23 protein-coding genes are annotated in these 23,956 nt (G+C 32.9%); 8 read left to right on the top strand and 15 right to left on the bottom strand.

Annotation, left to right across the window (positions count from 1 at the left end; translation table 11 throughout):
* Positions 1 to 24 precede the first annotated feature (24 nt).
* The gene (locus ACFFVB_RS04540) at positions 25 to 1,047 is read right to left on the bottom strand and encodes a formimidoylglutamase (protein WP_382381528.1); all 1,023 of its coding nucleotides are present in this window, start codon (positions 1,045 to 1,047) and stop codon (positions 25 to 27) included.
* A 128-nt stretch (positions 1,048 to 1,175) separates the two neighbouring features.
* Between ACFFVB_RS04540 and ACFFVB_RS04535 the strand changes: the two genes are divergently transcribed.
* A complete protein-coding gene (locus ACFFVB_RS04535) occupies positions 1,176 to 2,060 on the top strand; it encodes a DUF8428 domain-containing protein (RefSeq protein WP_382381527.1) in 885 nt (294 codons plus the stop codon).
* Positions 2,061 to 2,131: 71 nt separating this feature from the next.
* Here the strand turns inward: ACFFVB_RS04535 and hutI are convergent, their stop codons facing one another.
* Positions 2,132 to 3,370 (bottom strand): imidazolonepropionase, encoded by a 1,239-nt coding sequence (gene hutI / locus ACFFVB_RS04530; RefSeq protein WP_382381526.1) that lies wholly within the window; start codon positions 3,368 to 3,370, stop codon positions 2,132 to 2,134.
* Positions 3,371 to 3,704: 334 nt separating this feature from the next.
* Here hutI and ACFFVB_RS04525 point away from each other — a divergent pair, with 334 nt between their 5' ends.
* A complete protein-coding gene (locus ACFFVB_RS04525) occupies positions 3,705 to 4,277 on the top strand; it encodes a Crp/Fnr family transcriptional regulator (RefSeq protein WP_382381525.1) in 573 nt (190 codons plus the stop codon).
* Between the two features lie 59 nt (positions 4,278 to 4,336).
* Positions 4,337 to 5,095 (top strand): acyl-CoA desaturase, encoded by a 759-nt coding sequence (locus ACFFVB_RS04520; protein ID WP_382381524.1) that lies wholly within the window; start codon positions 4,337 to 4,339, stop codon positions 5,093 to 5,095.
* On the opposite strand, the gene ACFFVB_RS04515 is transcribed toward ACFFVB_RS04520, so the two are convergent.
* From ACFFVB_RS04515 to ACFFVB_RS04505, 3 genes are all read right to left on the bottom strand, one after another.
* A complete protein-coding gene (locus tag ACFFVB_RS04515; RefSeq protein WP_382381523.1) occupies positions 5,096 to 5,731 on the bottom strand; it encodes a hypothetical protein in 636 nt (211 codons plus the stop codon).
* 229 nt (positions 5,732 to 5,960) lie between these two features.
* Positions 5,961 to 7,184, bottom strand: a complete 1,224-nt coding sequence (locus ACFFVB_RS04510; RefSeq protein ID WP_382381522.1) for a multidrug effflux MFS transporter — start codon at positions 7,182 to 7,184, stop codon at positions 5,961 to 5,963.
* A 164-nt stretch (positions 7,185 to 7,348) separates the two neighbouring features.
* Positions 7,349 to 8,347: an aldo/keto reductase gene (locus ACFFVB_RS04505; protein WP_382381521.1), complete on the bottom strand. Its 999-nt coding sequence runs from the start codon at positions 8,345 to 8,347 to the stop codon at positions 7,349 to 7,351.
* Between the two features lie 143 nt (positions 8,348 to 8,490).
* Between ACFFVB_RS04505 and ACFFVB_RS04500 the strand changes: the two genes are divergently transcribed.
* Complete coding sequence (locus ACFFVB_RS04500; RefSeq protein ID WP_382381520.1) at positions 8,491 to 10,263, top strand: ABC transporter ATP-binding protein; 1,773 nt, start codon at positions 8,491 to 8,493, stop codon at positions 10,261 to 10,263.
* Between the two features lie 76 nt (positions 10,264 to 10,339).
* On the opposite strand, the gene ACFFVB_RS04495 is transcribed toward ACFFVB_RS04500, so the two are convergent.
* From ACFFVB_RS04495 to ACFFVB_RS04465, 7 genes are all read right to left on the bottom strand, one after another.
* Positions 10,340 to 11,881: an acyl-CoA carboxylase subunit beta gene (locus ACFFVB_RS04495; RefSeq protein WP_382381519.1), complete on the bottom strand. Its 1,542-nt coding sequence runs from the start codon at positions 11,879 to 11,881 to the stop codon at positions 10,340 to 10,342.
* Between the two features lie 11 nt (positions 11,882 to 11,892).
* Positions 11,893 to 13,335 carry an acetyl-CoA carboxylase biotin carboxylase subunit gene (locus ACFFVB_RS04490; protein ID WP_382381518.1) on the bottom strand — a complete coding sequence of 481 codons (1,443 nt, stop codon included), beginning with the start codon at positions 13,333 to 13,335 and terminating at the stop codon, positions 11,893 to 11,895.
* Between the two features lie 6 nt (positions 13,336 to 13,341).
* Positions 13,342 to 13,827, bottom strand: coding sequence for an acyl-CoA carboxylase biotin carboxyl carrier protein subunit (locus tag ACFFVB_RS04485; protein WP_382381517.1), 486 nt, complete (start codon positions 13,825 to 13,827; stop codon positions 13,342 to 13,344).
* Between the two features lie 67 nt (positions 13,828 to 13,894).
* Positions 13,895 to 14,557, bottom strand: coding sequence for a 3'-5' exonuclease (locus ACFFVB_RS04480; RefSeq protein ID WP_382381516.1), 663 nt, complete (start codon positions 14,555 to 14,557; stop codon positions 13,895 to 13,897).
* Positions 14,557 to 16,473 carry a DUF294 nucleotidyltransferase-like domain-containing protein gene (locus ACFFVB_RS04475; protein ID WP_382381515.1) on the bottom strand — a complete coding sequence of 639 codons (1,917 nt, stop codon included), beginning with the start codon at positions 16,471 to 16,473 and terminating at the stop codon, positions 14,557 to 14,559. The genes ACFFVB_RS04480 and ACFFVB_RS04475 overlap by 1 nt, the downstream gene beginning before the upstream one ends.
* 44 nt (positions 16,474 to 16,517) lie before the next feature.
* Positions 16,518 to 17,186 carry a PrsW family intramembrane metalloprotease gene (locus tag ACFFVB_RS04470; RefSeq protein WP_382381514.1) on the bottom strand — a complete coding sequence of 223 codons (669 nt, stop codon included), beginning with the start codon at positions 17,184 to 17,186 and terminating at the stop codon, positions 16,518 to 16,520.
* Positions 17,187 to 17,189: 3 nt separating this feature from the next.
* The gene (locus tag ACFFVB_RS04465) at positions 17,190 to 18,455 is read right to left on the bottom strand and encodes an oligosaccharide flippase family protein (RefSeq protein ID WP_382381513.1); all 1,266 of its coding nucleotides are present in this window, start codon (positions 18,453 to 18,455) and stop codon (positions 17,190 to 17,192) included.
* Between the two features lie 91 nt (positions 18,456 to 18,546).
* On the opposite strand from ACFFVB_RS04465, the gene ACFFVB_RS04460 reads away from it, so the two are divergent.
* Both ACFFVB_RS04460 and ACFFVB_RS04455 read left to right on the top strand, forming a co-directional pair.
* The gene (locus tag ACFFVB_RS04460) at positions 18,547 to 19,530 is read left to right on the top strand and encodes a helix-turn-helix transcriptional regulator (RefSeq protein ID WP_382381512.1); all 984 of its coding nucleotides are present in this window, start codon (positions 18,547 to 18,549) and stop codon (positions 19,528 to 19,530) included.
* 201 nt (positions 19,531 to 19,731) lie between these two features.
* A complete protein-coding gene (locus tag ACFFVB_RS04455) occupies positions 19,732 to 20,415 on the top strand; it encodes a hypothetical protein (RefSeq protein ID WP_382381511.1) in 684 nt (227 codons plus the stop codon).
* On the opposite strand, the gene ACFFVB_RS04450 is transcribed toward ACFFVB_RS04455, so the two are convergent.
* Entirely contained in the window at positions 20,396 to 20,944 is a 549-nt protein-coding gene (locus ACFFVB_RS04450) for an NUDIX hydrolase (protein ID WP_382381510.1), read from the bottom strand. The two genes, ACFFVB_RS04455 and ACFFVB_RS04450, sit on opposite strands and share 20 nt — an antisense overlap.
* Positions 20,945 to 20,995: 51 nt before the next feature.
* The gene (locus ACFFVB_RS04445) at positions 20,996 to 22,084 is read right to left on the bottom strand and encodes a M42 family metallopeptidase (RefSeq protein ID WP_382381509.1); all 1,089 of its coding nucleotides are present in this window, start codon (positions 22,082 to 22,084) and stop codon (positions 20,996 to 20,998) included.
* 101 nt (positions 22,085 to 22,185) lie between these two features.
* On the opposite strand from ACFFVB_RS04445, the gene ACFFVB_RS04440 reads away from it, so the two are divergent.
* Together ACFFVB_RS04440 and trhA are read left to right on the top strand one after the other, a co-directional pair.
* Positions 22,186 to 22,893, top strand: a complete 708-nt coding sequence (locus ACFFVB_RS04440) for a DUF4294 domain-containing protein (protein ID WP_382381508.1) — start codon at positions 22,186 to 22,188, stop codon at positions 22,891 to 22,893.
* Positions 22,890 to 23,516 (top strand): PAQR family membrane homeostasis protein TrhA, encoded by a 627-nt coding sequence (trhA, locus tag ACFFVB_RS04435; protein ID WP_382381507.1) that lies wholly within the window; start codon positions 22,890 to 22,892, stop codon positions 23,514 to 23,516. The genes ACFFVB_RS04440 and trhA overlap by 4 nt, the downstream gene beginning before the upstream one ends.
* 6 nt (positions 23,517 to 23,522) lie before the next feature.
* Here the strand turns inward: trhA and ACFFVB_RS04430 are convergent, their stop codons facing one another.
* Positions 23,523 to 23,954: a DUF4268 domain-containing protein gene (locus tag ACFFVB_RS04430; RefSeq protein WP_382381506.1), complete on the bottom strand. Its 432-nt coding sequence runs from the start codon at positions 23,952 to 23,954 to the stop codon at positions 23,523 to 23,525.
* Positions 23,955 to 23,956 lie beyond the last annotated feature (2 nt).

Here is a 23,956-nt window from a genome sequence, read left to right as displayed (position 1 = left end):
TTGATTAACAAGTAAAATACAAATTTATTTTAAATGGGCTTGCATAAAATCTGTGATTAAATAGGTGATAAGTTTACCGATTTGATCGGCATTGGATTCGGTTGGAGCTGCTTCGCAAATATGAAGGTATGTCGCATTTTCTTGCTTTCCGAAAAAATGTGTAAATTGTCTTGCTTTTTTTATACTGAATCCGCTAGAAGACATCGTATTACTACTAATGTTTTCAATAGCGTTACAGTCTATTTCTATACCGAAGGGTTTTCCTTCAATAAAAGATAAACCATTTTTTATTTCCTTTTTAAATGATGAAGATTGGGTAATCTCCATACTTTCATAAGAACTATATTCAATATGATTTAGTTTTTCAATGGTTTTTAAAATGGTATTGGTGATATAACTTTCATGTAATCCAAAGATGTAATAATTCTTTAAAAAACCTTCAGTAAACGCATAAGTAAAACCATTACCACTGTGTCTGCCTTCTTCAGATCTGAAATTCGTTTGCGAATCAAAATTTATTACATTAATAGGTGCGTTTAACGCGAGTGCCGTACCTTTAATATTTCCGTAGCTATTGTTTTGTCCGCCACCAATAATAATAGGTGTTTTGCCTGCTTTAATAATGGTATATATTAAGTGAGAGACATGTTTATCGACTTTAGATACAATTTTTCTAGATTTAGCTAGTTCTTTATCTATAGATCGATCTAAAAGATTTATTTTTTCAAGTTCTTTTTCAAAATTTAAATAACCTAAAATTAATAGTCGTTCAGGAAAAGTGAAATCATTTTTCTGTACATTTAAAATACTTTTTAATGTAGTTTCCCATGTGGTTGAAGTGCCTCTAGTTCCATGATTAGCGAATACTCCGATGTCTTCTGGGAGTCCTACTAATACATAGTCAACGTCTAAATTCTCTATATGTTCGTATATATTACAGTCCGGAGGAAGTAGGTTTACATATTCTCCAAATTTAGATTCGTTAGGGCGAATCTTTAAAAATTTTAAAAGATCTGAATTATCAAAAACAACTAGTTTATCCATCATTAATACGGTTAATTAAATCTTAAAAATACAGTTTTTTTTGTTTTAAGAACTTATATTTAATATTATTAGAATGGAACATAACTATTAATTAGTTAACCAATTAAATACTATCAATTTACAAACAAATTATGGAAGAGAATAAATCAAATAACGGATTAAAAATTGCTTTAGGTATCGCTTTAGTTTTATTTTTAGGGACGGCTTTTTACACGTTTGACCTTATGAAAAAGAAAAACGAAACAGAGGCTCAATTAACGGAAGAGAAACAGTTAGTTATGACAGATTTGAGTAATATGGCCAAACAGTACGATGTGGCCATTAGCGAAAATAAGTTGGCTAATAGTAATTTAGTTGAAGCGCGAACTCGAATTCAAGGGTTAATGGATTCGCTTCAAATTTCTGAAACGAATGTGAAAAGCTTATGGAAGTATAAGCAGCAATATTTAAATTTACAGAAGGAAATGGATGCTTTACTGACTGAAAACAATAAGCTAAAAGCTGAAAATAATCAGTTGGCAACATCTTTAGATAGCACTCGGATCCGTTTAGAAGAACGTAATGTTTTTACAGATTCTTTATTGATGCAAAATACTGCATTGGCTGAAGTTGTGGAAAGTGCGACCATTTTATCTGCCGATAATTTAAAAGGATTTGGGGTTATAGAAAGAAACTCTGGTAAATTAATTCCAACAGAACGTGCAAGACGAACAGATAAACTTAGAGTTTGCTTTACTGTAGCGAAGAATACTCTAGTGCAAGCGGGAGATCAAGAATTATATATTCAAGTTATCGACCCAAAAAATAATGTGTTAGGGGTGAATGAGCAGGTTGTTTTTGGAGACAAATTCTTAAATTATAGTATCATCAGTCGTTTTAACTATGAAAATCTAAGCTTAAATGTTTGTGAATTTGTAGCGTCTAAAGACGAAGAGGAATTTGAAGAAGGGCGTTATATCGTAAATGTTTACAATGAAAAGAACTTAATGTCTACTACAGAGTTTACACTTAAATAGAAAGTCTAAAAGCATAAAAAAATCCCGAATGGTTTTAAATCATTCGGGATTTTTATGTTTATTTTCTTTTATTACTCCACAATAATTCCGTTAATAATAACTGTATCAATATGGTTATCTCCAAACGCATATGCTAAATAGTTATAATTAGGTATTTCTTTGGTAATTATAATGTTAGCTTTCTTACCTCTAGTAATACTTCCAAACATTTTATGGGCTCCCATAGCGTACGCTCCATTAATTGTAGCAGCATTTATAGATTCTTCTGGAGTCATTTTCATTTTAATACATGCTGTACTTACTATAAAATTCATATTTCCACTTGGTGCAGTTCCTGGATTGTAGTCACTAGCAATAGCAAGTGGTAAACCTGAATCTATAATGTCTCTTGCTGGTGTATATGGTAAATTAGAGAAATAAGAACAAGCCGGTAAAGCCACAGGCATTGTACGGCTATTTTTTATAGCTTTTATATCTTTCGGACTAATAACTTCAAGGTGATCTAAAGAACGTGCATTATGTTTAACTCCTAATGCAACACCTCCTAAAGCATTAAATTTGTTTACATGAAGTTTAGGCACCATACCGTGTTTAACGCCTGCTTCCAAAATACGATCTGTATCTTCCAAAGAGAAGAAACCTTCTTCACAAAAAAGATCTATATATTTAGCTAGTTGTTCCTTTGCTATTTCAGGGATTAAGTTATTTATGACGTCATCTACATATCCAGGTTTATTGTCCTTAAAAGTTTCAGGAACAGCAAGAGATACTAAAAATGTAGGTCTAACTAATAAATTAAAATCATGTTTTAATCGTTTTATAACGCGAAGCATTTTTAGTTCAGATTCTAAACTTATACCGTAACCAGATTTAATTTCAATGGCACCAGTACCTAATTGCATTACGTTTTTTAAACGGACAACGGCTTGTTCATAAAGTTCGTCTTCACTTGTGTTTTTAATCATTTCAGAAGCATTCAAAATACCGCCACCACGATTGGCTATTTCTTCGTCACTCAAGCCGTTTAATTTGTCTACAAATTCTTGTTCTCTATTTCCGGCATAAACCAAATGCGTATGCGAATCGCACCAGGCAGGTAAAACAACTTTTCCTGTGGCATCAATAGTTTTTTCCGCAATTATTCCACCTAAATTTTTCATCGAACCATATTCTACAATAGTATCATGTTCTATTAATAAGTAGGCGTTTTCTATTAATGGTAGTTCTTTCATCTCTTTACCAGAAACTTTAGAAATTCCGTGAGTGCGTGTTTGTACTAACTGTTTTATGTTGGTTATAAGTATAGACATGTAATTTATTTTTTTTCCACCATAAATTTATGAAAATATATTTATTATAGTAAGGTGATAGGTGATAGGTTTTTAAGAATTTAGTAGTTTTTTTATGCAATTTGGTTCTAATTATTAAACTATAAGCTTTGAAATAATTTTTCTGACTTATTTATTAAAATTACTAATTTTATTTTAAGCTATTTTTGAGGTAGCATAATGGGGTTTTCTAAACGCTTACTCGTAGGTATGATTGAATTAATCTGCTATAAAACATTTAGAAATACGCTTTGGTATAAGATGAAATTCATAAATTTATCATTCCTTTAAAAAAAGTAAAATTAGTAAGTGATACATGATTGAAATCAGAGATTATATTGAATCTACAGTATCGATAAGTGATGCGGATTGGAAATTGTTTTCTTCAAAACTTAAAACACGAACGTTTAAAAAGCGCGAACGTATTTTAAATGTTGGAGATACGGAACGTTATATTTCTTTTATAGGGGAAGGTATTGCTCGTTTTTTAATTCCAAATGTCGACGAAGATAAGGATGTGACTTTTGGATTTTGTTTTGAAAACGAATTTATAAGTGCATACGATTCTTTTTTAACTCAAAAACCTTCGTTATATGCTTTAGAAGCCTTAACAAATTTAACTATTTGGAGTGTTTCTTATACCGACTTACAGGAAGTATATGCCAAAACAGAAGTCGGGAACTTAATAGGTCGTTTGTCTTCCGAACGCTTATTTTTAATAAAATCTAAACGCGAACAATCCTTGTTAAATGAAAGTGCAGAGCAGCGTTATTTAAACTTATTCACAGAACGTCCAAATCTATTAAAGGATATTCCTTTAAAATATATCGCTTCATATATTGGTGTAACCGCACAAGCTCTAAGTCGGATAAGAAAACGAATTTCTTAACCCATGTTCAGATTTTCCTCCTAATATTATTGGTTCTTTGCTATTATAAAATTTAGCAAATGACAATTATTATCTTCATGATTATTCTGTGGTATTCTGGTTTGTTTTTCCAGACTTTTTTCCTTCATAGATATGCCGCACATCAAACGTTTAGAATGTCTAAATTTGGTGAAAAAGTGTGTTATATTCTAACGTGGGTTTGCCAAGGTTCTAATTACCTAAGTGCTTACGGTTATGGAGTGATGCATAGAATGCATCATGCTTATGCAGATACCGAAAAGGATCCGCATTCTCCAAAATACGATAGTAATGTCTTCTCTATGATGTGGCGTACTAAAACTATTTACCAAGATATTAACCAGCAACGTGTCGCTGTAGATGCTAAGTTTACTAAAAATGTACCGCAGTGGAAATCATTCGATAATTTTGCTAGTTCTCGGGTATCTCGATTAATTTGGGCCGCTTTATACATCGTATTCTTTATTGTATTTACTACAGCTTGGTGGCAATGGTTATTTTTACCTGTAGCCTTTTTTATGGCACCAATCCACGGTGTTATTATTAATTGGTTTGCCCATATTTATGGTTATGTAAATTTTAAAGTAAGCGACACTTCTAAGAATTTACTGCCATTCGATTTTTTAATGATGGGAGAGGGCTACCATAACAATCACCATAAATATGGTGGACGTGCTAATTTTGGCGGTGTACGCTGGTACGAATTAGATGTGACTTACGGGATTATGAAAGTGCTTAACGCTTTTGGATGTATAAAGATTAAAAAAAGTGCTTTGGCACCTGTTAAGCGCGAGGTGTAATTAATAGTTGATTTTTCTATATATCCGTTTTAAACTATCTGTTAAAATGTGCCTTTGCTCTTGTACAATACAATTGTGATTAATATCTAATTTTAAGCATTTTGTCACTATAGAATCTAATACAGTATCTGTGTTATTTTTAATAACGATACTTTGAAGGGCATTGTTTTTGTAATTATAATAATGCGTATTAAAGGTCTTAAAATTATCTATACTTTTTAATATGTTTCCGGTTTTAGAATAATGCACAATCTTTTCGTTCTGTTTGTATTTCTTTTGCGAATAGCAACTAATACGTTCCCTTTGCTTCGTTTTCCATCGTGTTTTACAATAGTAATTTGGTAATTCTGGATACGTTTGTTTTTCGAAAAACATCTTCTTCTCGGTCGTTTGTATCGTGTCTTTATCTGCGTTTAAAGTAAAAGAAGATTGCGTTCTACCATTTTTAGTGAATTCAAAATATTGCTTCTTCAACACAATAGAATCTTCTGACGTACTTATAAAAAACGTGTTTTCTTGCATCGTATTTACATGATGTAAATCGTTTTTATTAAGATAAGAAATAGAACTACACGATTGTAATAAGACGAAAAGTCCTAAGTAAATACCAGAAATATGTAAACTGTTTACTTTCATTCTTATAAAGATACTAGAATTTATTCAGATAACAGCGCATTAGAATTCCCAATGAGTTAGCATCCAGAGACTAGCTTATTCCTCAAAACGCATTTCATTTTTCGAAATTTGAGATCATTTAAGTCGTCTTGAAGTTGCCTTTGGGCATTCCTTTTTTAGATTAAAAAAGTCGGGCTTTCCACTATATCTTTTTATGTGAAAAGACATAAAAAGGATGCCGTTTCAATCCCTAATGCGAACGAAAATTTAGTTTTCGATATAATATATGACGTTTCATAACAATAAAAGTAGCTAAAGATAAACTCCCGCAGATTGAGAAACCAATAAATAAAGGTAATGCTGTATCCGTCATAAACGAACCTATAAAAGTAGCGATTGGAATTGCTATTAACGTGGATATAAAACCTGTAATTGCTGCACCAATCCCTGCAATATGACCTATAGGCTCCATCGCAATCGCCCTTATATTCCCAAAAAGGAAACCTAAAGCGAAGAATAAACCTCCTAAAAACGGAATTAATACGGTTAAACTCGGATTTGGTTTACCCCAAAATAAGATAACATAAGTGGTAGATACCAAGCTAAACATGCAAAGTGCTAAAAAGGCCAATCTTCGCATACCAATTCGGACCACTAAAGTTCCGTTTAATAAAGTCGATATTCCAATAGTTGTGGCAAGTCCTGCAAAAACATAAGGGAATTTATCGCCTATACCATATTGATCTTCAAAAATGTGGTGAGACGAACTTAAGTAGACCATAAATGCGCCTGTTATAAAACCAGAAACCATAGTAAAAGCCATCGCTTCTTTATAGCGAATTAATTCTTTAAACCCTCTTAAGTAAACTTTATTACTAAATGGTACTTTAAATTCAGGATGTAGAGTTTCCGGTTGCCGTTTCCAAAACCAAATGGTGACAATAATTGCAAAAAATATTTGGGTGTAAAAAATACTTTGCCAATTAAAATGATGTAATATAAATAACCCTAAGGCAGGAGCAATTACAGGAACGAGAATAAAGAAAGCCGTTACAAAAGACATCATTCTGGCCATATAATCCCCTTTATGGGAGTCTCTAATTATAGAAATACAAATAGTTCGCGGTGCAGAAAGTCCGATACCTTGAAAAATACGTCCGACAAGCATAACTTCTATCGATGTAGAAAATATACAAACCAAACTTGCAATTATAAAAATTGTAAAACCAGAATACATAAGTGGTTTTCTACCAAAACTATCCGAAAGTGGACCTAAAATTAATTGTCCGACACCAAAACCTAAAAAGATCATGGTGACTAAAGATTGCAAATCTGTACTGTCTTGGTTACCTATTGTCAATCCAATTTCCGGAAAAGCAGGTAGTAAAGCGTCTATCGAAAGTGCTACTATAGACATTAATGAGGCCATTAATGCCACAAACTCAAATTGAGATTCCTTTTTGGTTTTTTGCATGCATCAAAAATAGCATTTCCATTATTATAATCTCTTTAATTTAGAGTTATAAATTAAAGAGATTGTAACAGTGAATTATATTAATTTTAGTTCTTCTTTTTTATATAAAGTGAATATCAACTCTATATAAAATTTCAATCGTGAGATAGGTTTAAAGCTTAATTTTAGTCCAAATCTAATTTCACTTGATTCAGATGTTTATTGATAAATTCTAATTCCTCGGCAGATAGTTTTACATCGATGGCTTTAGCATTAGAAATGGCTTGTTCCGTATTTCTTGCTCCAGCCAATGCAATTGTAATTCCGGGTTGTTCTATGGTCCATCTCAATACCAGTTGGGAAAGTGATGCGTTTTTATCTTCTGCAAGCGGTCTTAATTTATCTAAAAACTGTGCCGTTTGTTTTAAATTTTCATCTTTAAAAAAGGCTAAGTTTTTTCTGTGGTCACCTTCAGAAAACTGATGTCCTGCCTTCATCTTCCCTGTTAATAGTCCGCGTTGTAACGAACTGTAAGCTAAAATAGAAATATTATTTTCTAATGTATAAGGTATTAGTTCCGATTCAATTCCACGGTTTACCATACTATATGGAACTTGATTAGATACGATATCTACATACTTTTTTGCCTCTTTTAATTGGTCTACACTATAGTTAGAAACCCCTGCATAACGTACTTTTCCGTCCTTAATTAATTGAGAAACAGCTTCCATGGTCTCTTGAATTTCTGTAGTTACATCTGGCCAGTGAATTTGATATAAATCGATATAATCCGTCCCTAAACGTTTTAAACTATCTTCGCATTCTTTTATAATACTTGCTTTTCTTGCATTTTTGTAAATAGAAATCGCCTTGCCATCGTTATCTTGGGTGTTTACATAAAACGCCCCATCGGTAGCATCCCAGCGTAAGCCATATTTAGTTACAATCTGAACTTGGTCCCGAGGTAAATCTTTAATCGCTTCTCCAACAATTTTTTCACTGTGACCCATACCGTAAATCGGAGCTGTGTCGATGGTTGTAACGCCATAATCGAATGCCGATTGCATGGCTTTTACAGCATCATTTTGTTCGGTTCCTCCCCACATCCATCCTCCAGCAGCCCATGCTCCGAAAGTAATTGCCGATAATTTTAAATCTGATTTTCCAAGTGCTCTATATTCCATAATAAATGAGTTATTTAAGACGGTTCAAGTTAATAATTACAATGTAAACGCGTAAACGTTTTATGAAACTCTTAATATTAATTTTCTCCTTTAATGGTCAATAGTTTAGCTAGTAAAATTATCTTTGCAGCCTAAATAAAAATATGAGACATTATAAACAACCCATAAAAGGGGATAAAAAAAAGGCTTCAAAAGTCAGTATGGCGCAAGCCTTTAAGACTATTATTTGGCCTAAGCGAAACTTAGTATTTGTTGGCTTAATTCTAATTGTTTTTAGCCGATTGGCGAGTTTAATATTGCCGTGGAAAAGTAAGGTGTTACTAGATGACATAATTCCAAACAGAGATTACGATCAGTTATATTCTATGTTGGCCGTAGTCGGAGGTGCAATATTAGTGCAGGCAGTCACTTCATTTTTACTGACAAAAATTTTAAGTGTGCAAGCGCAGTATTTAATATCAGAATTACGAGCTAAAGTTCAGAAAAAAGTATTGTCTTTACCGATAAGTTTTTTCGATAATACAAAGTCTGGGGTTTTAGTTTCTCGAATTATGACGGATGTAGAAGGTGTTCGGAATTTAATAGGAACGGGCTTAGTGCAATTAGTAGGCGGGACGTTTACAGCAATAATTTCTTTAGTGCTATTAATAAGAATTAGTCCGTCTATGACACTTTTTGTCTTAGTTCCCGTGGCCGTATTTGGAGTTCTAGCTTTAAAAGCCTTTAAATATATCAGACCTATTTTTAGAAAACGTGGTGTAATTAATGCTGAAGTTACTGGCCGTTTAACAGAAACTCTAAGTGGAGTTCGAGTGATAAAAGCTTTCAATGCTGAAGATCAGGAAAACAAAACCTTTGAGTCTGGAGTCGATAAATTATTTCAGAATGTAAAAAAGAGTTTGACTGCTACGGCTATTATGACGAGTTCGTCTACGTTTTTATTGGGAATTGCGTCTACCGGAATTATGGGGATTGGTGGTTACAAAATTATGCAAGGTGAATTGACTATTGGAGATTTTATGTTCTTTACTCTACTTCTAGGGTTTATGATCGCTCCCATTGTACAAATGAGTAATATTGGAAGTCAATTAACAGAAGCTTTGGCAGGTTTAGATCGTACCGAAGAGTTAATGAATATGGAGGCGGAAGACGATGATGAAAATCGAAATCTAGATATTGAAAACATGAAAGGTGATTTGGTCTTTAATGATGTTTCTTTTGCCTATGAAGAAGGAAAAGAAGTCTTGCATAATATTAGTTTCGATGCGCCATCAGGTTCAGTCACTGCTTTAGTAGGAAGTTCTGGTTCTGGAAAATCGACTATTGCTGGATTATCTGCTACTTTTTTAAATCCGAAATCAGGAATAGTTTCTGTAGATGGTTACGATTTATCGCAAGTACGATTAAAGAGTTTTAGAAAACACTTGGGTGTTGTATTGCAAGATGAATTTTTGTTTGAAGGTACCATTCGTGAAAATATTTTATTTCCAAGACCAAATGCTTCTGAAGCCGAACTTTTACAAGCTGTAGATTCTGCATACGTGAGTGAATTCACTGATCGTTTTGATGAAGGCTTAGATACCTTGATAGGGGAGCGTGGTGTTAAGTTATCTGGAGGTCAACGTCAGCGAATCGCCATTGCAAGAGCCATTTTAGCAGATCCGAAAGTCATTATTTTAGATGAAGCAACATCTAATTTAGATACGGAAAGTGAAGGCTTTATTCAGAAAAGTTTAAATGAATTAACTAAAGATAGAACCACCATTGTAATTGCACACAGATTGAGTACAATTCGTAAAGCAGATCAGATTTTAGTTATTGAAGAAGGACGTATTAAAGAACGAGGAACGCACGACGAGCTTATAGCTTCTCAAGGACGATACTATGATTTATATACGTATCAAGCAAAAATTTAAATACAAGATTTAACGCTATAAAAAGCCTTCAAAATTTAATACGTTTTGAAGGCTTTCTTATTTTAATAATTTTCGTTTACAGTGGAATATTACCATGTTTCCGTTTTGGTAAGTCTACCTTTTTATCTTCGAGCATGCTAAACGCTTTTAGTAATTTTCGTCTTGTATCTTGTGGTAAAATCACTTCATCTATAAAACCACGTTCTGCTGCACGATAGGGATTAGCAAATGTTTTAGCATATTCGGTTTCCTTTTCTGCTAATTTAGAAATAGGATCTTCTGCGTCATTAATTTCTCGTTTAAAAATAATCTCACTGGCGCCTTTTGCACCCATAACTGCAATTTCAGCATTAGGCCAAGCAAAATTTATATCTGCTCCGATATGCTTAGAATTCATAACGTCGTAGGCACCACCATATGCTTTTCTGGTAATTACCGTAACACGAGGCACCGTTGCTTCACTTAACGCAAATAATAATTTGGCACCATTAGAAATAATACCATTCCATTCTTGATCTGTTCCAGGTAGGAAGCCAGGGACATCCACTAAAACTAAAAGCGGGATATTAAAACTGTCGCAGAATCGCGTAAAACGTGCCGCTTTTTTTGAACTATTTACATCCAAAACACCCGCTAAATGCAGTGGTTGGTTTGCTATAATACCAATACTTCGACCGCCAAGACGTGCAAAACCAACGATAATATTTTGAGCGTAATCTTTATGAATTTCAAAAAAAGAATCATTGTCAATTATCCCATTAATAACGAAATGCATGTCATACGGTTTATTGGCATTAGACGGTATTATCTCTGTCAGTTGTGTTCTAATTTCATCGTTTAATTCTGTAGGTATTTTAGCTGTGGTTTTGGTGTTATTTTGAGGTAAATAAGCTAATAACGCTTTAATGGCCTCTAAACATTCTACATCGTTAGAGGATGTGGTATGCGCTACACCTGATTTGGTTGCATGTGTATGTGCGCCACCCAAAGCCTCTGAAGTCACTTCTTCATTAGTAACTGTTTTTACCACATTTGGCCCCGTGACAAACATATAACTACTGTGTTCCACCATCATTGTAAAATCTGTTATAGCAGGGGAATAAACAGCACCTCCAGCACAGGGTCCCATTATAGCCGAAATTTGAGGAATAATTCCAGACGCTTTTACATTTCTATGAAATATTTCGGCATAACCACCAAGGGAACGTACGCCTTCTTGTATGCGGGCCCCGCCAGAATCGTTTAAGCCAATTAGAGGTGCTCCCATTTTTAAAGCGAGATCCATAATTTTACAAATTTTCTCGGCGTGAGTTTCGGAAAGAGAGCCACCAAAGACGGTGAAATCTTGCGCAAAAATATAAACCAATCTATTGTGAATAGTGCCATAACCTGTTATAACACCGTCTCCATAATACAGCTCTTTATCCATATTAAAATCGGTAGTTCGGTGAGTGACTAAAATTCCGATTTCTTCAAACGAGCTTTCATCTAATAAATAATTAACACGCTCTCGGGCAGTTAGTTTTTTCTTGTTATGTTGCTTATCAATACGTTCTGTACCGCCTCCAAGATGTGCTTTTGCTATTTTATCGGATAGAATTTTTATTTTAGAATCCATATAATTTCAATTTAACTATTAGGTAATCTTACTTTTTTGAGGTCGGCTTGATATTGTTTTAAAGCAATTAAAGCTGCTATTTTTGCTTCGTTTTTGGTAATGTTTTCTAATATTTCTGGTTTGTAATAGAGGTTTACAAAATTAGTGTCGAAGTCACCTTTTCTAAAGGCTTTATTTTCAAACACAAACTTTCCAAAGGTTAATGTGGTTGCGATACCCTCAATTTTATAATTTTCTATGGCATCAAGCATGGTTAAAATAGCTTCTTCTCGTGTATTTCCATGCGTAATTAATTTAGCTAATAAGGGATCGTAATAAATAGGCACATCCATACCTTCTAATATACCATTATCTACGCGTATATTTTCTCCTTCCGGAATACGATATGTCTTTAAATGTCCGACACTTGGTAAGAAATTATTTTGTGGATCTTCGGCATAAATGCGTAATTCTATCGCATGACCTTTAATTTCTAAATTGCCTTGAATAAGATGTAAAGATTCTCCTCTTGCTATTTTTATTTGCTGTTCTACAAGATCTAAGCCTGTGATCCATTCTGTTACTGGATGCTCGACTTGTAGGCGTGTATTCATTTCCAAGAAATAGAAATTATTAGTATCGTCTAAAAGAAACTCAACTGTGCCAGCACCTATATACTTACAAGCTTTCGCCACTTTTTTGGCTGCTTCCCCCATTATATCGCGAAGTTCTGGTGTTAGTACTGTAGATGGGGCTTCTTCAATTACTTTTTGATGACGACGTTGGATGCTACATTCTCGTTCGAATAAATGAACGGTATGACCTAAACTATCTGCTAAAATCTGAATTTCTATATGTCGGGGAGAAGCAATATATTTTTCGATAAATACAGAACCATCACCAAACGCATTTGTCGCTTCACTAATAGCACGTGTCATTTGAGATTCCAGTTCATGTTCATTCTTTACAATGCGCATACCTTTTCCACCACCACCAGCGGAAGCTTTTATAAGAATTGGAAATCCTATTTTGTGTGCTATTTTCTTAGCTTCATTAACATCTGAAATGGCTTTATCGGTCCCAGGAACCATTGGAATATTATAATGTTTTACGGCTTCTTTTGCGGCTAATTTACTCCCCATTATTTTTATAGATTCAGATTTTGGACCGATAAAAATAATATTGTTCGCCTCTACTAATTTAACGAAATTGGCATTTTCACTTAAAAACCCATATCCAGGATGTATCGCATCTACATCTAGAGATTTAGCAATTTCTATAATTTTTTCACCTAATAAATACGATTGATTCGATGGAGGATCTCCAATACAAACGGCTTCATCTGCAAAGGTTACATGCGGAGACATTCTATCTATTGTAGAATAAATGGCTACGGTTTTTATCCCCATTTTTTTCACCGTTTTCATAATCCGTAGGGCAATTTCCCCACGATTTGCAACAAGTATTTTTTTCATAATATGTTATTCAAATTCGATAAGGAGATCTCCTTTATTAACAGTAAGGCCTTTTTTTACTTCAATAGACTTTATAATCCCATCGTGCGGAGCTACAATATTATTTTCCATTTTCATGGCTTCTAAAATAAGTAATGACTCGTTGGTTTTAACATGATCGCCTGGCTTCACGTTTATCTCTAAAATTAATCCTGGCATCGGGGCGATTATGGTATCGAACTTTTTCGAAGTTCCAATATGCAATCCCATAGCGTCAATTAAATTGTCTATATCATTTGAAATATTGACGTTATAATCGGTACCATTAATTTTTACAGTATACCTTTTATGCTGAAAATCTTGTTTATAAATTTCAGCATGAAGTGTTTTATGGTTTTGAATAATATGAAATGAATTTGGATTGCTTTGAACGCAATCCAAAAGATTTACATCTTCTTTAGTGAGATTAAATTGATGTAAATCGTTTACGGTTACTTTGGTGGATTTACTCATAACTGTTTGTTTGTCTAGTAAATATAATAAAATAGACGAGGATGAGTAACCTTTATAATGGAGATATTTACAATTTAAGCAGATCTTTTAAAGTGAATGCCTTTGTTTTAACTAGAAAATGAATAGATCTTAAAAAAGCGATAGCTGTAATTAAAGCGTCGCCAGAAGCAGTGTGTCTGTCGCTAAGATCGATGTCATAAAACTCTGCAAGTTCGTCTAGCGAATATTTTTTATTAGGATCTATAAGATTAGATTTAATACGTGTCGCTCTAAAAATAAGCATAGTATCTAAAACTTCATTTTTAAGTTTAGGAAGTTCTAATCTAGATAAGGCCACATTTATCATGTTAATATCGAAAAACGCATGATGAGCCACTAGGATAGAGTCTTTAATATAGTCTAAAAGTAAAATTATAGCTTCTTCTTCGGATACTGTTTCAAACTTATCATTTTTAAGAATACCGTGTATTTTAACGGTATTCTTATCGAAATAGTCTTGTTTTAAATAAATTTCAAAAGCGGTACTTACATCAATATAGCCATCAATAATTTTCACAGCTCCAATACATAACATTCTATCCTTATCGTAATTAAAACCGGTAGTTTCGGTATCTAAAACGACGTAAGTCGATGTATGTATATCATCTTGATTTTGTGTTGTAAAAAGGGATTCATATGTTGTCCAGTACTCAGGATATGATTTGTCTTTATTCTTGAAAAGCCATTTCATTAAATGAAATTCTTCAAATTAAATTTCAGCTTTACAAGCTCTTGGACTTTATTTATCGCTTTAAAACAACGTTTAAGTTTCATTTTTTCTTCTTTCGATAATTCGGCTAAAGCAATAAAACGACCGCTATCGTGATGGCGGAGACCACGTTTCGTTCTAAATTTTAATAGTGCTTTGGAAGCATATGCACAAGAATAAAATAATTCTTGATCTTCAGGCAATAATTCTGCTAATTTTTCGAAACGCTCTGCAGTATTATTTATATGTTTAATTTGATAATGTAACGCCAACAATCTTCCTGCATCTGTTACTGGCATAATTGCTCTTTTCTTTAAATCGAAATGATCTTTATGCTCTCCATCTTGTTCTACTAAAAATTGTCTAAAAAATCCTAGGGGAGAAGGACTCCTAAGTGAACTAGCTCCTAATTTAGATTGGAAAATCAAATTACCTTTTGTAATTTCTATAATATGATCTGCCAATTGGTTGGTAAGATTAATATCACCATAAGTAAGTGCAAAATCGAAAAAGATAGAACATAGTAGTAGTTCGTCGTCTTCAGTTTCTCTAGTCCAAGATGAAAATTGATTTTCCCATTCGTCGATACTTAAACAATATTTTGGATTTTTCGCCATCATTTCGCCAGGGCAATAGTCAAATCCAATCATTTTTAAACGCTTATTCACTTTTTTAGCAAGCGTTAAGAAATACGTTCTAACCTCTTCAAGGTGATCATCGTCTGTGTTTTCGAAAACAATAGCATTATCTTGATCGGTATGTAGTAGTTGTTCTTTTCGACCTTGACTTCCCAAAGACATCCATGCAAATTTAACAGGAGGTGCTTGGTCCATTTTTTCGATACAACGTTCTACAACACGTTTTATAGAGGCATCGTTTAATTCGAAAATGATATTATTTATATGTGTAAGCGGAATATTCTGTTGAATATATCCATCTAAAAGCATCATTATTTTTTCACGAATACGCTTCAATTCTTTCGTAGAATTAGAACGTTTTATCGCTTTCATTAGGACTGAAGGGTTTGTCCCTTTCATAACTATAATATCGTGTTCTGAAAAGACACCCAAAATTTTTGAACTTGGAGTACCGTCTTTAGTCACCACAATTTGATTGATCTTATGCTTCATCATAGTGATTTGAGCCTGAGCAATCGTAATATTTTTCTTATAGCACTTTACAGGAGAAATCATGATTTTTGAAACATCGTCGTTTATCGAGTAATTACCCGTGGCAACATGTAATCGTAAATCTTTATCCGTAATAATCCCAATCGGACATTCCTTATCTTCAATAATGATAGAACCAACATTATTTTCTGTCATTAACTGAGCTGCTTCCTTTATACTGGAAGTTTTCTTTGTTGTAATAACATTTTTAATAAGACGAACCGGTTGCATTTCGAACATATCTTTTGTGAAATCTAATTTCACATCGTCCTCAAGCAGTTTTTTCTGAAACTCGTTCGAAAATGGATTTTCGGTGTTCGAGGCGAAACTCTCAATTAAATATTGTCGTACATCCTTATTATTATCGATAAAAGGCGTGAAAATATCTATTGGAATACAATACAAAATAGTCTCTTCTTCGGTAATAGAAGTTATAGCATAATTCTCTTTTGCGAATAAAGGACGCAATCCAAACACATCTCCTTCGTCAAATTGATCGATGGTTTCAAGCTTTTCATTGATATATTTCTTCAGCTTTACAGCCCCTTTGTATATCATATAAAATTGATCATGTAGCGGATCGTTTATATTGTAAACTGTACTTTCTTTGTCTAAATAGCTGATTTTAACTTCTTTAGACAGGTCAAGTAATTGGCTCTTATCGAGTAAATCGAAGGGAGGAAAGTTTTTTATAAAATCAGCGACGCGTTCGGCTATCGTGTTTTTCATTGTATTCATTTAATGAGCATTTTCGAAAAATAAAGATAGTATTATTATTTAAAATATGATTTTTCTTGATGATTTTTTATTGCTTTTCTTGACAACACTATGGCAACACCAAGGGAGATAAAGGCTCCTATCCAAATACCTGGTACAAAATCAATAAAGAGAAAGAAATCGTAACTTCCGTGAAAGATTACGGCAAATAATAAACCTAATAGGTTATGTTGTATTCTGTTGTTCGAGAACTTTGCTTTCCCCATAAAAAATCCCATTAATATACCAAAGCACGCATGAGCAGGAATTGCAGTAAAAGCTCTTAAAACTCCAGATGCAATACCACCCTCTGCCACGTAAAAAATGTTTTCGGTAGCGGCAAAGCCCATAGACACCATGACGGCATACATAATCCCATCGTAAGGTTCATTAAATACGTTATTAGGCTGCGCATAATAACGTACAATTATATATTTACTAAATTCTTCGGTGAATGCCACAACAAAGAATGCTTTTATAAATAAGTGAAGTATTCTGGATTCGTCTAGTGGTAAGAAGTAATTTAGTGCTAAGGATATTATTGTAGTGATTAAAATACTTACAAAGGCGCCAAGTAAAAAGTTGTAAAATAAAAAAAGTTTGGGCTCTTTTTCATATTTGTCCTTATTGTACACATAGATTATAATGGCAAAAATAGGAGCGAGGGCAAGCAGAAGTAAATCCATGGATTATTTAAGGTTTAAGAAATAAAATCTTCGATTTTTAATAGATAACTGTAAAATGGGGTAAACTATATTGGTTATAAAATGACTTAACAAAACCGCGAGAGCAGCTCCGTTTATGTAATACAATGGAATTAAAATATAACAAAATACAAGGTTACATATGCAACCTACAGTAAAACGATATACTTCATGTTCCAATTTATTTATTGTTAGTATATGTTTCTCGTATAGCATACCTATGAATATAAGTAAAGGCGCCCAACAAAAAATTTGCAAAGGTGATTTTGCTTCGACATATTGATCTGAGAAATAGGTGTTCAAGATGTAATTACCAAAACCAGTATAAAACAACCCGATACTCAATCCTAAAATAATCAGGGCCAGCGTTAATTGTTTAAATTTCGTTTTATACGTATTATTATCTTGGTTGTAAGATTCTGCCAAAGACGGATATAATGCATTAATTATTGCAAAACCGATAGTCCAACTTAAGCCAATTACTAAATATTGGACACTCCCGAAAACACCGTTGGCATGATCGCTGTAATAATATTTTAAAAAGAGTTCGTCTATACCTATATATAACATAACTAAACCGCTCGAAATAATTAAAGGGAAAGACATGATTATTAATTGCTTTCCTAAAGGAACTGAAATTGATAGTTTTTTATAAGAAAATCCTTTATTCAGTAATAATGCAATACCATAAATCGTGCCCTGTATGAGAAAGTCTAAGGCGAAAATTTTAGCAAAATAATGAACAGTTAAATTATTTTTAACGCCATAATACTGAAGTAGTAGTATAATGATTAGACTCAAAATTTTACTTAAGAAGATAAATTTAGCTTGCTTTTTAGCTAGGAAATAGAGTTCAAAAACGTCGGTTAATCTAAATAAATAACTAAATAGTATAATAAGATATAAATTAAATAAAGCTGTATTTTTGGTATAGATTAAATAGCTCAAAATACCAATACAAAGTGCAATCCAACTTATTAGTCGCATTGTAAATGTGGTTGCGATTATTTTTTCACACGACTTAGGATGTAATACCATTTCTCGAATGGAAATAGCAGAAAGACCTAGAAAAAACACAGGGGCAAACATTCCTAAAAGTGCCTCCACAAAATGTAGTTTTCCAATATCTACAGATCCTAATGTGTTAAATATTTTAGGTATTATAAATACACCTGCAAATAGTTGAATGCCTTTTTCTAATGAAAACCAGGCGGTAGAATTTAAATCTTTTTTGCTAAAAGCAATAGGCATAGTTATATAATAAGGAGCCAAATATATAAAATACTACTGTGTAAAGAAGTTTGCATCTAATTTATTATTTTGCCTACTTATAATCCCTTTTATGACTTCAGAGTTCCTTCGACATTATTATGTGTTACGTATTATTAAAAATCCAGAATTGTATGGTCTTACTAAGCCTTATGTCACTTACGAAGAATTAAAACAGGCTTTAGCGTTTATTGTGGAAAGAAATTATGACGATAGGCTCTACGAAAAACTCGAATCGAATAGTAAAAAAACGATTAAACGCGATTTAGAAGATATTAAATCGTTCTACCATATCGAAATTAGGCTTAAACGTAATCATGGGTATTATATTTTAGAGCAGGATTTCGTAATGTCGGATAAGCTTAAAGAAATTTTCGAAAAAACAGAGCTCTATTTATTACACCATCACGCACATGCTTGGAAACAATTTGTAAGTATATCGAGAACATCGTTAAGCGCGTATGTAGATATGGTAGCGCTAATTAATGCCATAGAATGTAAGTATCTTATAGAAGTAGATTATCAAGGTTGGTATGATGATAACAGGTTTCAGAAATTAAAAAATGTGTTTCAGCCACTACATATTAAAGAAATAAATAACGCTTGGTACTTAATAGCTCATAACCCTGAAGTTGGTATGTATTCGATGTGCTTAGATCGTAGAATTAGTAGTTTGTTTATTACCAATAGAGTATGCAAAGACCCCATAACTTTTAATGAATCGGACTATTTTAAGAATTCAATAGGAATTTTAAAATCAGACTTACAAGCGGTTTGGATTCATATAAAAGTGGCGAATCATCATTTTAAATATGTCGAAAATAATCCTTTACATCATTCTCAGGTTATAACGTTTCGACCAATAAATTTAGACACTGAAGATTTAGATTACAGTAACGAACGCATATGGGGAGAACTTAAAATTTATGTAGAACCCACTTACGAGTTTTTTATGCAAATACTAAAATACAATCTCTGGGTTAAAATAGTTTCACCTGCGCATGTTGTAGCTGAAATGAAACTGCTTTTAAATCAGATGTCTGAGTATTATGATTAATGCATGATGTATTGTATTTTAATTGTTCCACACCTTTTTAAAAGTCAATTTACACTAAAACAGTCTTTTTTCTTACAATTAAACTTGAAGTGGACAACATTTGGCTTTTTCGTGCTTATATTTGGAATCTTAAGTTGATTGATATTAAACTGATAATCATATTCGTATTAATTATGCTTTTAAACCTCCAAACCTTCCGAAATGAAACATATTTTACTATGTGTTGTTTGTTTACTGTGTGTCAATATAAGTACTGCCAAACCAGTTCTATTAAATAATACAAATACAACAGTAGTTAAAGATCAAGGAAACAATCAATTTAAGCCTATTTTAATAGATCGTCAATATATTTCCGAACAAAGTCTTCAATTTATTAATCAAGAAATTAGTTTTGTTAGAGTTTTAGAAGAAGCTTCAAAATTTTGGCAGTCTGATGCGAAAAGATCAGAGCGATGGGAGCCTAGAGTCGAGAAGTATATTAATGATTTAACGTATTCTAATTACGAAATTACCAAGGTTAAGCAGAAGCTGAATTTAGAGCAGTCTAGTTCGGATATAGATAAATTGATAGGTATAATTACTTCAGAAAGTATAGCAGAATTTTCTAGAGAAATTGCTTTTATGGGGTTTGCCTGGGTATTAATGGCAGTGATTGTTTTGTGTACTAAAGGAAAGTTTTTTGTTTTCGATATTGTATTAACAACATTTATATGCGTGTGGTTTGGATTAAAGAATCAAATAATTAAAGATAATTTAGAAGACTTTACGGTCTTGAAAAATGAACGCTTAATTGAAATGGCTTCTGGTAACAAGCAAAATTCAAAATCTCAAAAAGGATTTAAATCATCGAAGGAGTTAAGTGGGATTATACATTTTCTTGAATAGCACTCAAAATCTGTTTATAATACGCTCTATTAGAAGGGACAAAGTAATCGTTAGATTCGCTATTTTGTAAACGTGTTTTAAAAGTATCAATAGTAACCAATTGCAAGGCTTCAACTTCTTCAGGTTGTGGTGTTAATGTGTGTAATGGTTGATTTAATTTTGCTATGTAGGTATGATGAAACTCATTATCTTGAATTCCTGTAGTGTAACTTTGAAAACATTTAAAGACACCAATTTTATTCAAATCAGCCTCTGTTAAAGTTAAACTGAGTTCTTCTAAAGTTTCTCGAATGGCGGCTTCTTCTATCGACTCACCTGCATCCACATGTCCCGCAACCGAAACATCCCACATACCCGGACAGATGGCTTTTTTATAACTACGTTGTGCTAGTAATATTTCACCACTATTGGTATATAACCACACATGCGCCGTGTTATGGTAATAGCCTTTGTTATGAATTTCTGACTTTAAAGCCGTATTTCCCGTAACTAATCCGTTTTCATTTACAATATCTATAAGTTCGTCCATAAGGTGTATAAAAAAAATTCCCGCCAATTTTTAGCGGGAATATGTAACTATCTATTTGAAATAACTAAATGTTTCTCCGTCTTCTATGTTTAAAAGCGTTTCATAAATTAATTTTATAACATGCTCAACATCTTCACGGTGTACCATTTCTACTGTGGTATGCATATAACGAAGTGGTAAAGAGATTAGGGCAGAGGCAACACCACCATTGCTATAAGCAAAAGCATCTGTGTCTGTTCCTGTAGCTCTCGATAAAGCAGAACGCTGAAAAGGGATTTTGTTAGTTTCTGCAGTCTCTGTAATTAAATCTCTTAATTTTTGTTGTACAGCAGGAGCATAAGCGATAACTGGACCAAGACCCAATTCCAAATGACCTTCTTTTTTTCTGTCAATCATTGGGGTTGTTGTATCGTGAGTAACATCGGTTACAATAGCAACGTTAGGTTTAATGGTTTGCGAAATCATTTCGGCACCACGAAGTCCAATTTCTTCTTGTACCGAATTTGTAATGTATAATCCGAAAGGTAGTTTTTTCTTGTTTTCATGAAGTAAACGCGCTACTTCAGCGATCATGAATCCGCCCATTCTGTTATCTAAAGCACGACATACAAATTTATCGCCATTCAAGATATGAAATTCATCTGGGTATGTAATTACACAACCAACATGAACGCCCATGTCTTCAACTTCTTTTTTAGTTTTTGCTCCAACATCTATAGTAATGTTGTCTGGTTTAGGCGTTTCTTCCTTAGATTTATCTCTTGTATGAATTGCTGGCCAACCAAAAACACCTTTTACAATGCCTTTTTTAGTATGAATATTAACCAATTTGCTTGGTGCAATTTGATGATCACTTCCTCCATTTCTAACAACATAAATAAAGCCTTCATCAGAAATATAATTAACATACCAAGAAATTTCATCAGCATGTCCTTCAATAACAACCTTGTAAGGAGCGTCAGGGTTTATCACACCAACAGCAGTTCCATAAGTATCTGTTATAAATTCGTCTACATAAGGTTTTAAATAATCCATCCACAGCTTTTGCCCAGTCCATTCATACCCGGTAGGTGCTGCATTATTTAAATATGTTTCTAAGAAATCTAGCGATTTTTTATTTAATATACTCTTGTTTGCCATTTGTAATAATTTTGTATAAAAATAATAATATTAATGTGATTTTAGAGGTTAAAGAGGTGTAATTTATTAATTTTGGAATAGTTTTTGGCTTCAAGATTTATATGAAAATTTTTCTATCTTTTTTATTACTTTTTCCATGTTTTGTTTGGTCTCAAGTTTATGAGACTAATCAAGATAGTATTCAGGATACTTATATTATAATCGAAGGTGATTCTATAGTGCGGAAAAGTATCGATTTAGATGAAGTTATGATTTTGAATAAAATCAATTTTGTCGATAAAAAGGAACATATTCAATATCTTATTCTGCGTAGAAAAACACTTAAAGTCTATCCTTATGCAAAAATGGCCTCAGATCGTTTGCAGGAATTAAATTTAAGGTTAGAAATGTTGGGTAAGAATCGTGCCAAAAAACGATATACCAAACAAGTGCAGAAATATTTAGAGGATGAGTTTTCGGCTGAATTAAAAAAAATGACACGTACTGAAGGTCAGATACTAGTCAAGCTTATTCATAGGCAAACAGGGAAAACAACTTTCGATTTAATAAAAGATTTAAGAAGCGGATGGCGTGCGTTTTGGTTTAATAGTACAGCGAGTATATTCGATATTTCTTTAAAAGAAGAGTTTGACCCTATGACATCTAAAGAAGATTATTTTATTGAAGATATCCTAGAGCGTAATTTCCAAAATCAACGTTTAGAACGTCAGAATTCAGTATTGGATTTTGACTTTTATGAGGCAGAAAAGAAATGGAGAAAGCGGTTAATTACCGTGCCATTACAGCCTGTTAATCCTTCTGAAAAATGAAAGTTCAATCTCCTTTAGAAGAAAAATTAAATACGCTTACGCATGCTTTTGGTGCTGTTTTAGGAATTATAGGACTTGGATTGCTGATTTATTATAACGAACAAAAAACAGTATGGACCATATTTAGTGTGGTCATTTACGGCATATCCCTAATCGTTTTATTCTCGGCATCGGCATTGTATCATTACGTTTCTAATGAAAACAAAAAGCATTACCTACGGATAGCCGACCATATTAGTATCTATCTCTTAATTGCAGGAACATATTCGCCTGTGCTTTTAATTTCTTTAGAGCACAGTTTAGGATGGACCTTGTTTTTAATTGTTTGGGGAATAGCAGGTTTTGGTTTATTACTTAAACTTTTTTTTACCGGTAAATTCGAAGTGTTTTCTACAGTATTGTATTTGGTAATGGGCTGGCTTGTTGTATTCGACTTCTCTAATTTGGCAGAAGTAATAGGAGAAAATGGTGTGTATTTATTATTTGCAGGAGGCTTGTTCTATACTATTGGAATCATTTTTTATGCAATCGATAGGATTCCTTATAATCATGTAATCTGGCACTTATTTGTATTGGCAGGAGCCATAAGTCATTTCCTTATGATTTTCTTATATGTAATATAGTGGGGGTTAATCGTCTTTTAAAATGTCTGCATAATCTTCAAAAAACGATTCAAATTTATCCATTTTTTCGTTGAAGAATTCCATAACCTCTTGCCACGTATTTTTATTATGAATAGATACTTTTTGATTTAAAGGCACATAAATTCTTGAAATTTCTTTACCGTTTTCCAGTAAAAACTCTTCTTCAAAAATAGCATCAGCTAAATAATCGTCTCGTAAAATAGACTTTAGGGATTCTAATTTTTCCCAGTGTTTAATGCGGTTTTCTAAATCATGTTCCACATCTAAAGTGACAAAAGCAGATTTGGTATCGAAATGAAATTTAAAACTAAATCCTTTGATCTTAGTATCATAAAGCACCCATTTTCTCGGAAATGATTTCCCAAAACTAGTCCAAAATAATTCTCTTAATTGTCTTGATTCTTCTTTACTAAACATAA

The sequence above is a fragment of the Formosa undariae genome (assembly GCF_042427615.1).
Taxonomy (GTDB): domain Bacteria; phylum Bacteroidota; class Bacteroidia; order Flavobacteriales; family Flavobacteriaceae; genus Formosa; species Formosa undariae.
Note: the sequence above shows the minus strand (reverse complement) of the source record. Positions and strands in the feature narration are given on the sequence as shown.

Coding starts and splice junctions, on each gene's coding strand:
- ACFFVB_RS04515 (WP_382381523.1), bottom strand. CDS start 5,731: ATGAAAGTAAACAGTTTACATATTTCTGGTATTTACTTAGGACTTTTC.
- ACFFVB_RS04490 (WP_382381518.1), bottom strand. CDS start 13,335: ATGAAAAAAATACTTGTTGCAAATCGTGGGGAAATTGCCCTACGGATT.
- ACFFVB_RS04525 (WP_382381525.1), top strand. CDS start 3,705: ATGATTGAAATCAGAGATTATATTGAATCTACAGTATCGATAAGTGAT.
- ACFFVB_RS04440 (WP_382381508.1), top strand. CDS start 22,186: ATGAAAATTTTTCTATCTTTTTTATTACTTTTTCCATGTTTTGTTTGG.
- ACFFVB_RS04430 (WP_382381506.1), bottom strand. CDS start 23,954: ATGTTTAGTAAAGAAGAATCAAGACAATTAAGAGAATTATTTTGGACT.
- ACFFVB_RS04455 (WP_382381511.1), top strand. CDS start 19,732: ATGAAACATATTTTACTATGTGTTGTTTGTTTACTGTGTGTCAATATA.
- ACFFVB_RS04460 (WP_382381512.1), top strand. CDS start 18,547: ATGACTTCAGAGTTCCTTCGACATTATTATGTGTTACGTATTATTAAA.
- hutI (WP_382381526.1), bottom strand. CDS start 3,370: ATGTCTATACTTATAACCAACATAAAACAGTTAGTACAAACACGCACT.
- ACFFVB_RS04445 (WP_382381509.1), bottom strand. CDS start 22,084: ATGGCAAACAAGAGTATATTAAATAAAAAATCGCTAGATTTCTTAGAA.
- ACFFVB_RS04450 (WP_382381510.1), bottom strand. CDS start 20,944: ATGGACGAACTTATAGATATTGTAAATGAAAACGGATTAGTTACGGGA.
- ACFFVB_RS04470 (WP_382381514.1), bottom strand. CDS start 17,186: ATGGATTTACTTCTGCTTGCCCTCGCTCCTATTTTTGCCATTATAATC.
- ACFFVB_RS04540 (WP_382381528.1), bottom strand. CDS start 1,047: ATGATGGATAAACTAGTTGTTTTTGATAATTCAGATCTTTTAAAATTT.
- ACFFVB_RS04475 (WP_382381515.1), bottom strand. CDS start 16,473: ATGAAAAACACGATAGCCGAACGCGTCGCTGATTTTATAAAAAACTTT.
- ACFFVB_RS04505 (WP_382381521.1), bottom strand. CDS start 8,347: ATGGAATATAGAGCACTTGGAAAATCAGATTTAAAATTATCGGCAATT.
- ACFFVB_RS04495 (WP_382381519.1), bottom strand. CDS start 11,881: ATGGATTCTAAAATAAAAATTCTATCCGATAAAATAGCAAAAGCACAT.
- ACFFVB_RS04510 (WP_382381522.1), bottom strand. CDS start 7,184: ATGCAAAAAACCAAAAAGGAATCTCAATTTGAGTTTGTGGCATTAATG.
- ACFFVB_RS04485 (WP_382381517.1), bottom strand. CDS start 13,827: ATGAGTAAATCCACCAAAGTAACCGTAAACGATTTACATCAATTTAAT.
- ACFFVB_RS04480 (WP_382381516.1), bottom strand. CDS start 14,557: ATGAAATGGCTTTTCAAGAATAAAGACAAATCATATCCTGAGTACTGG.
- trhA (WP_382381507.1), top strand. CDS start 22,890: ATGAAAGTTCAATCTCCTTTAGAAGAAAAATTAAATACGCTTACGCAT.
- ACFFVB_RS04535 (WP_382381527.1), top strand. CDS start 1,176: ATGGAAGAGAATAAATCAAATAACGGATTAAAAATTGCTTTAGGTATC.
- ACFFVB_RS04500 (WP_382381520.1), top strand. CDS start 8,491: ATGAGACATTATAAACAACCCATAAAAGGGGATAAAAAAAAGGCTTCA.
- ACFFVB_RS04520 (WP_382381524.1), top strand. CDS start 4,337: ATGACAATTATTATCTTCATGATTATTCTGTGGTATTCTGGTTTGTTT.
- ACFFVB_RS04465 (WP_382381513.1), bottom strand. CDS start 18,455: ATGCCTATTGCTTTTAGCAAAAAAGATTTAAATTCTACCGCCTGGTTT.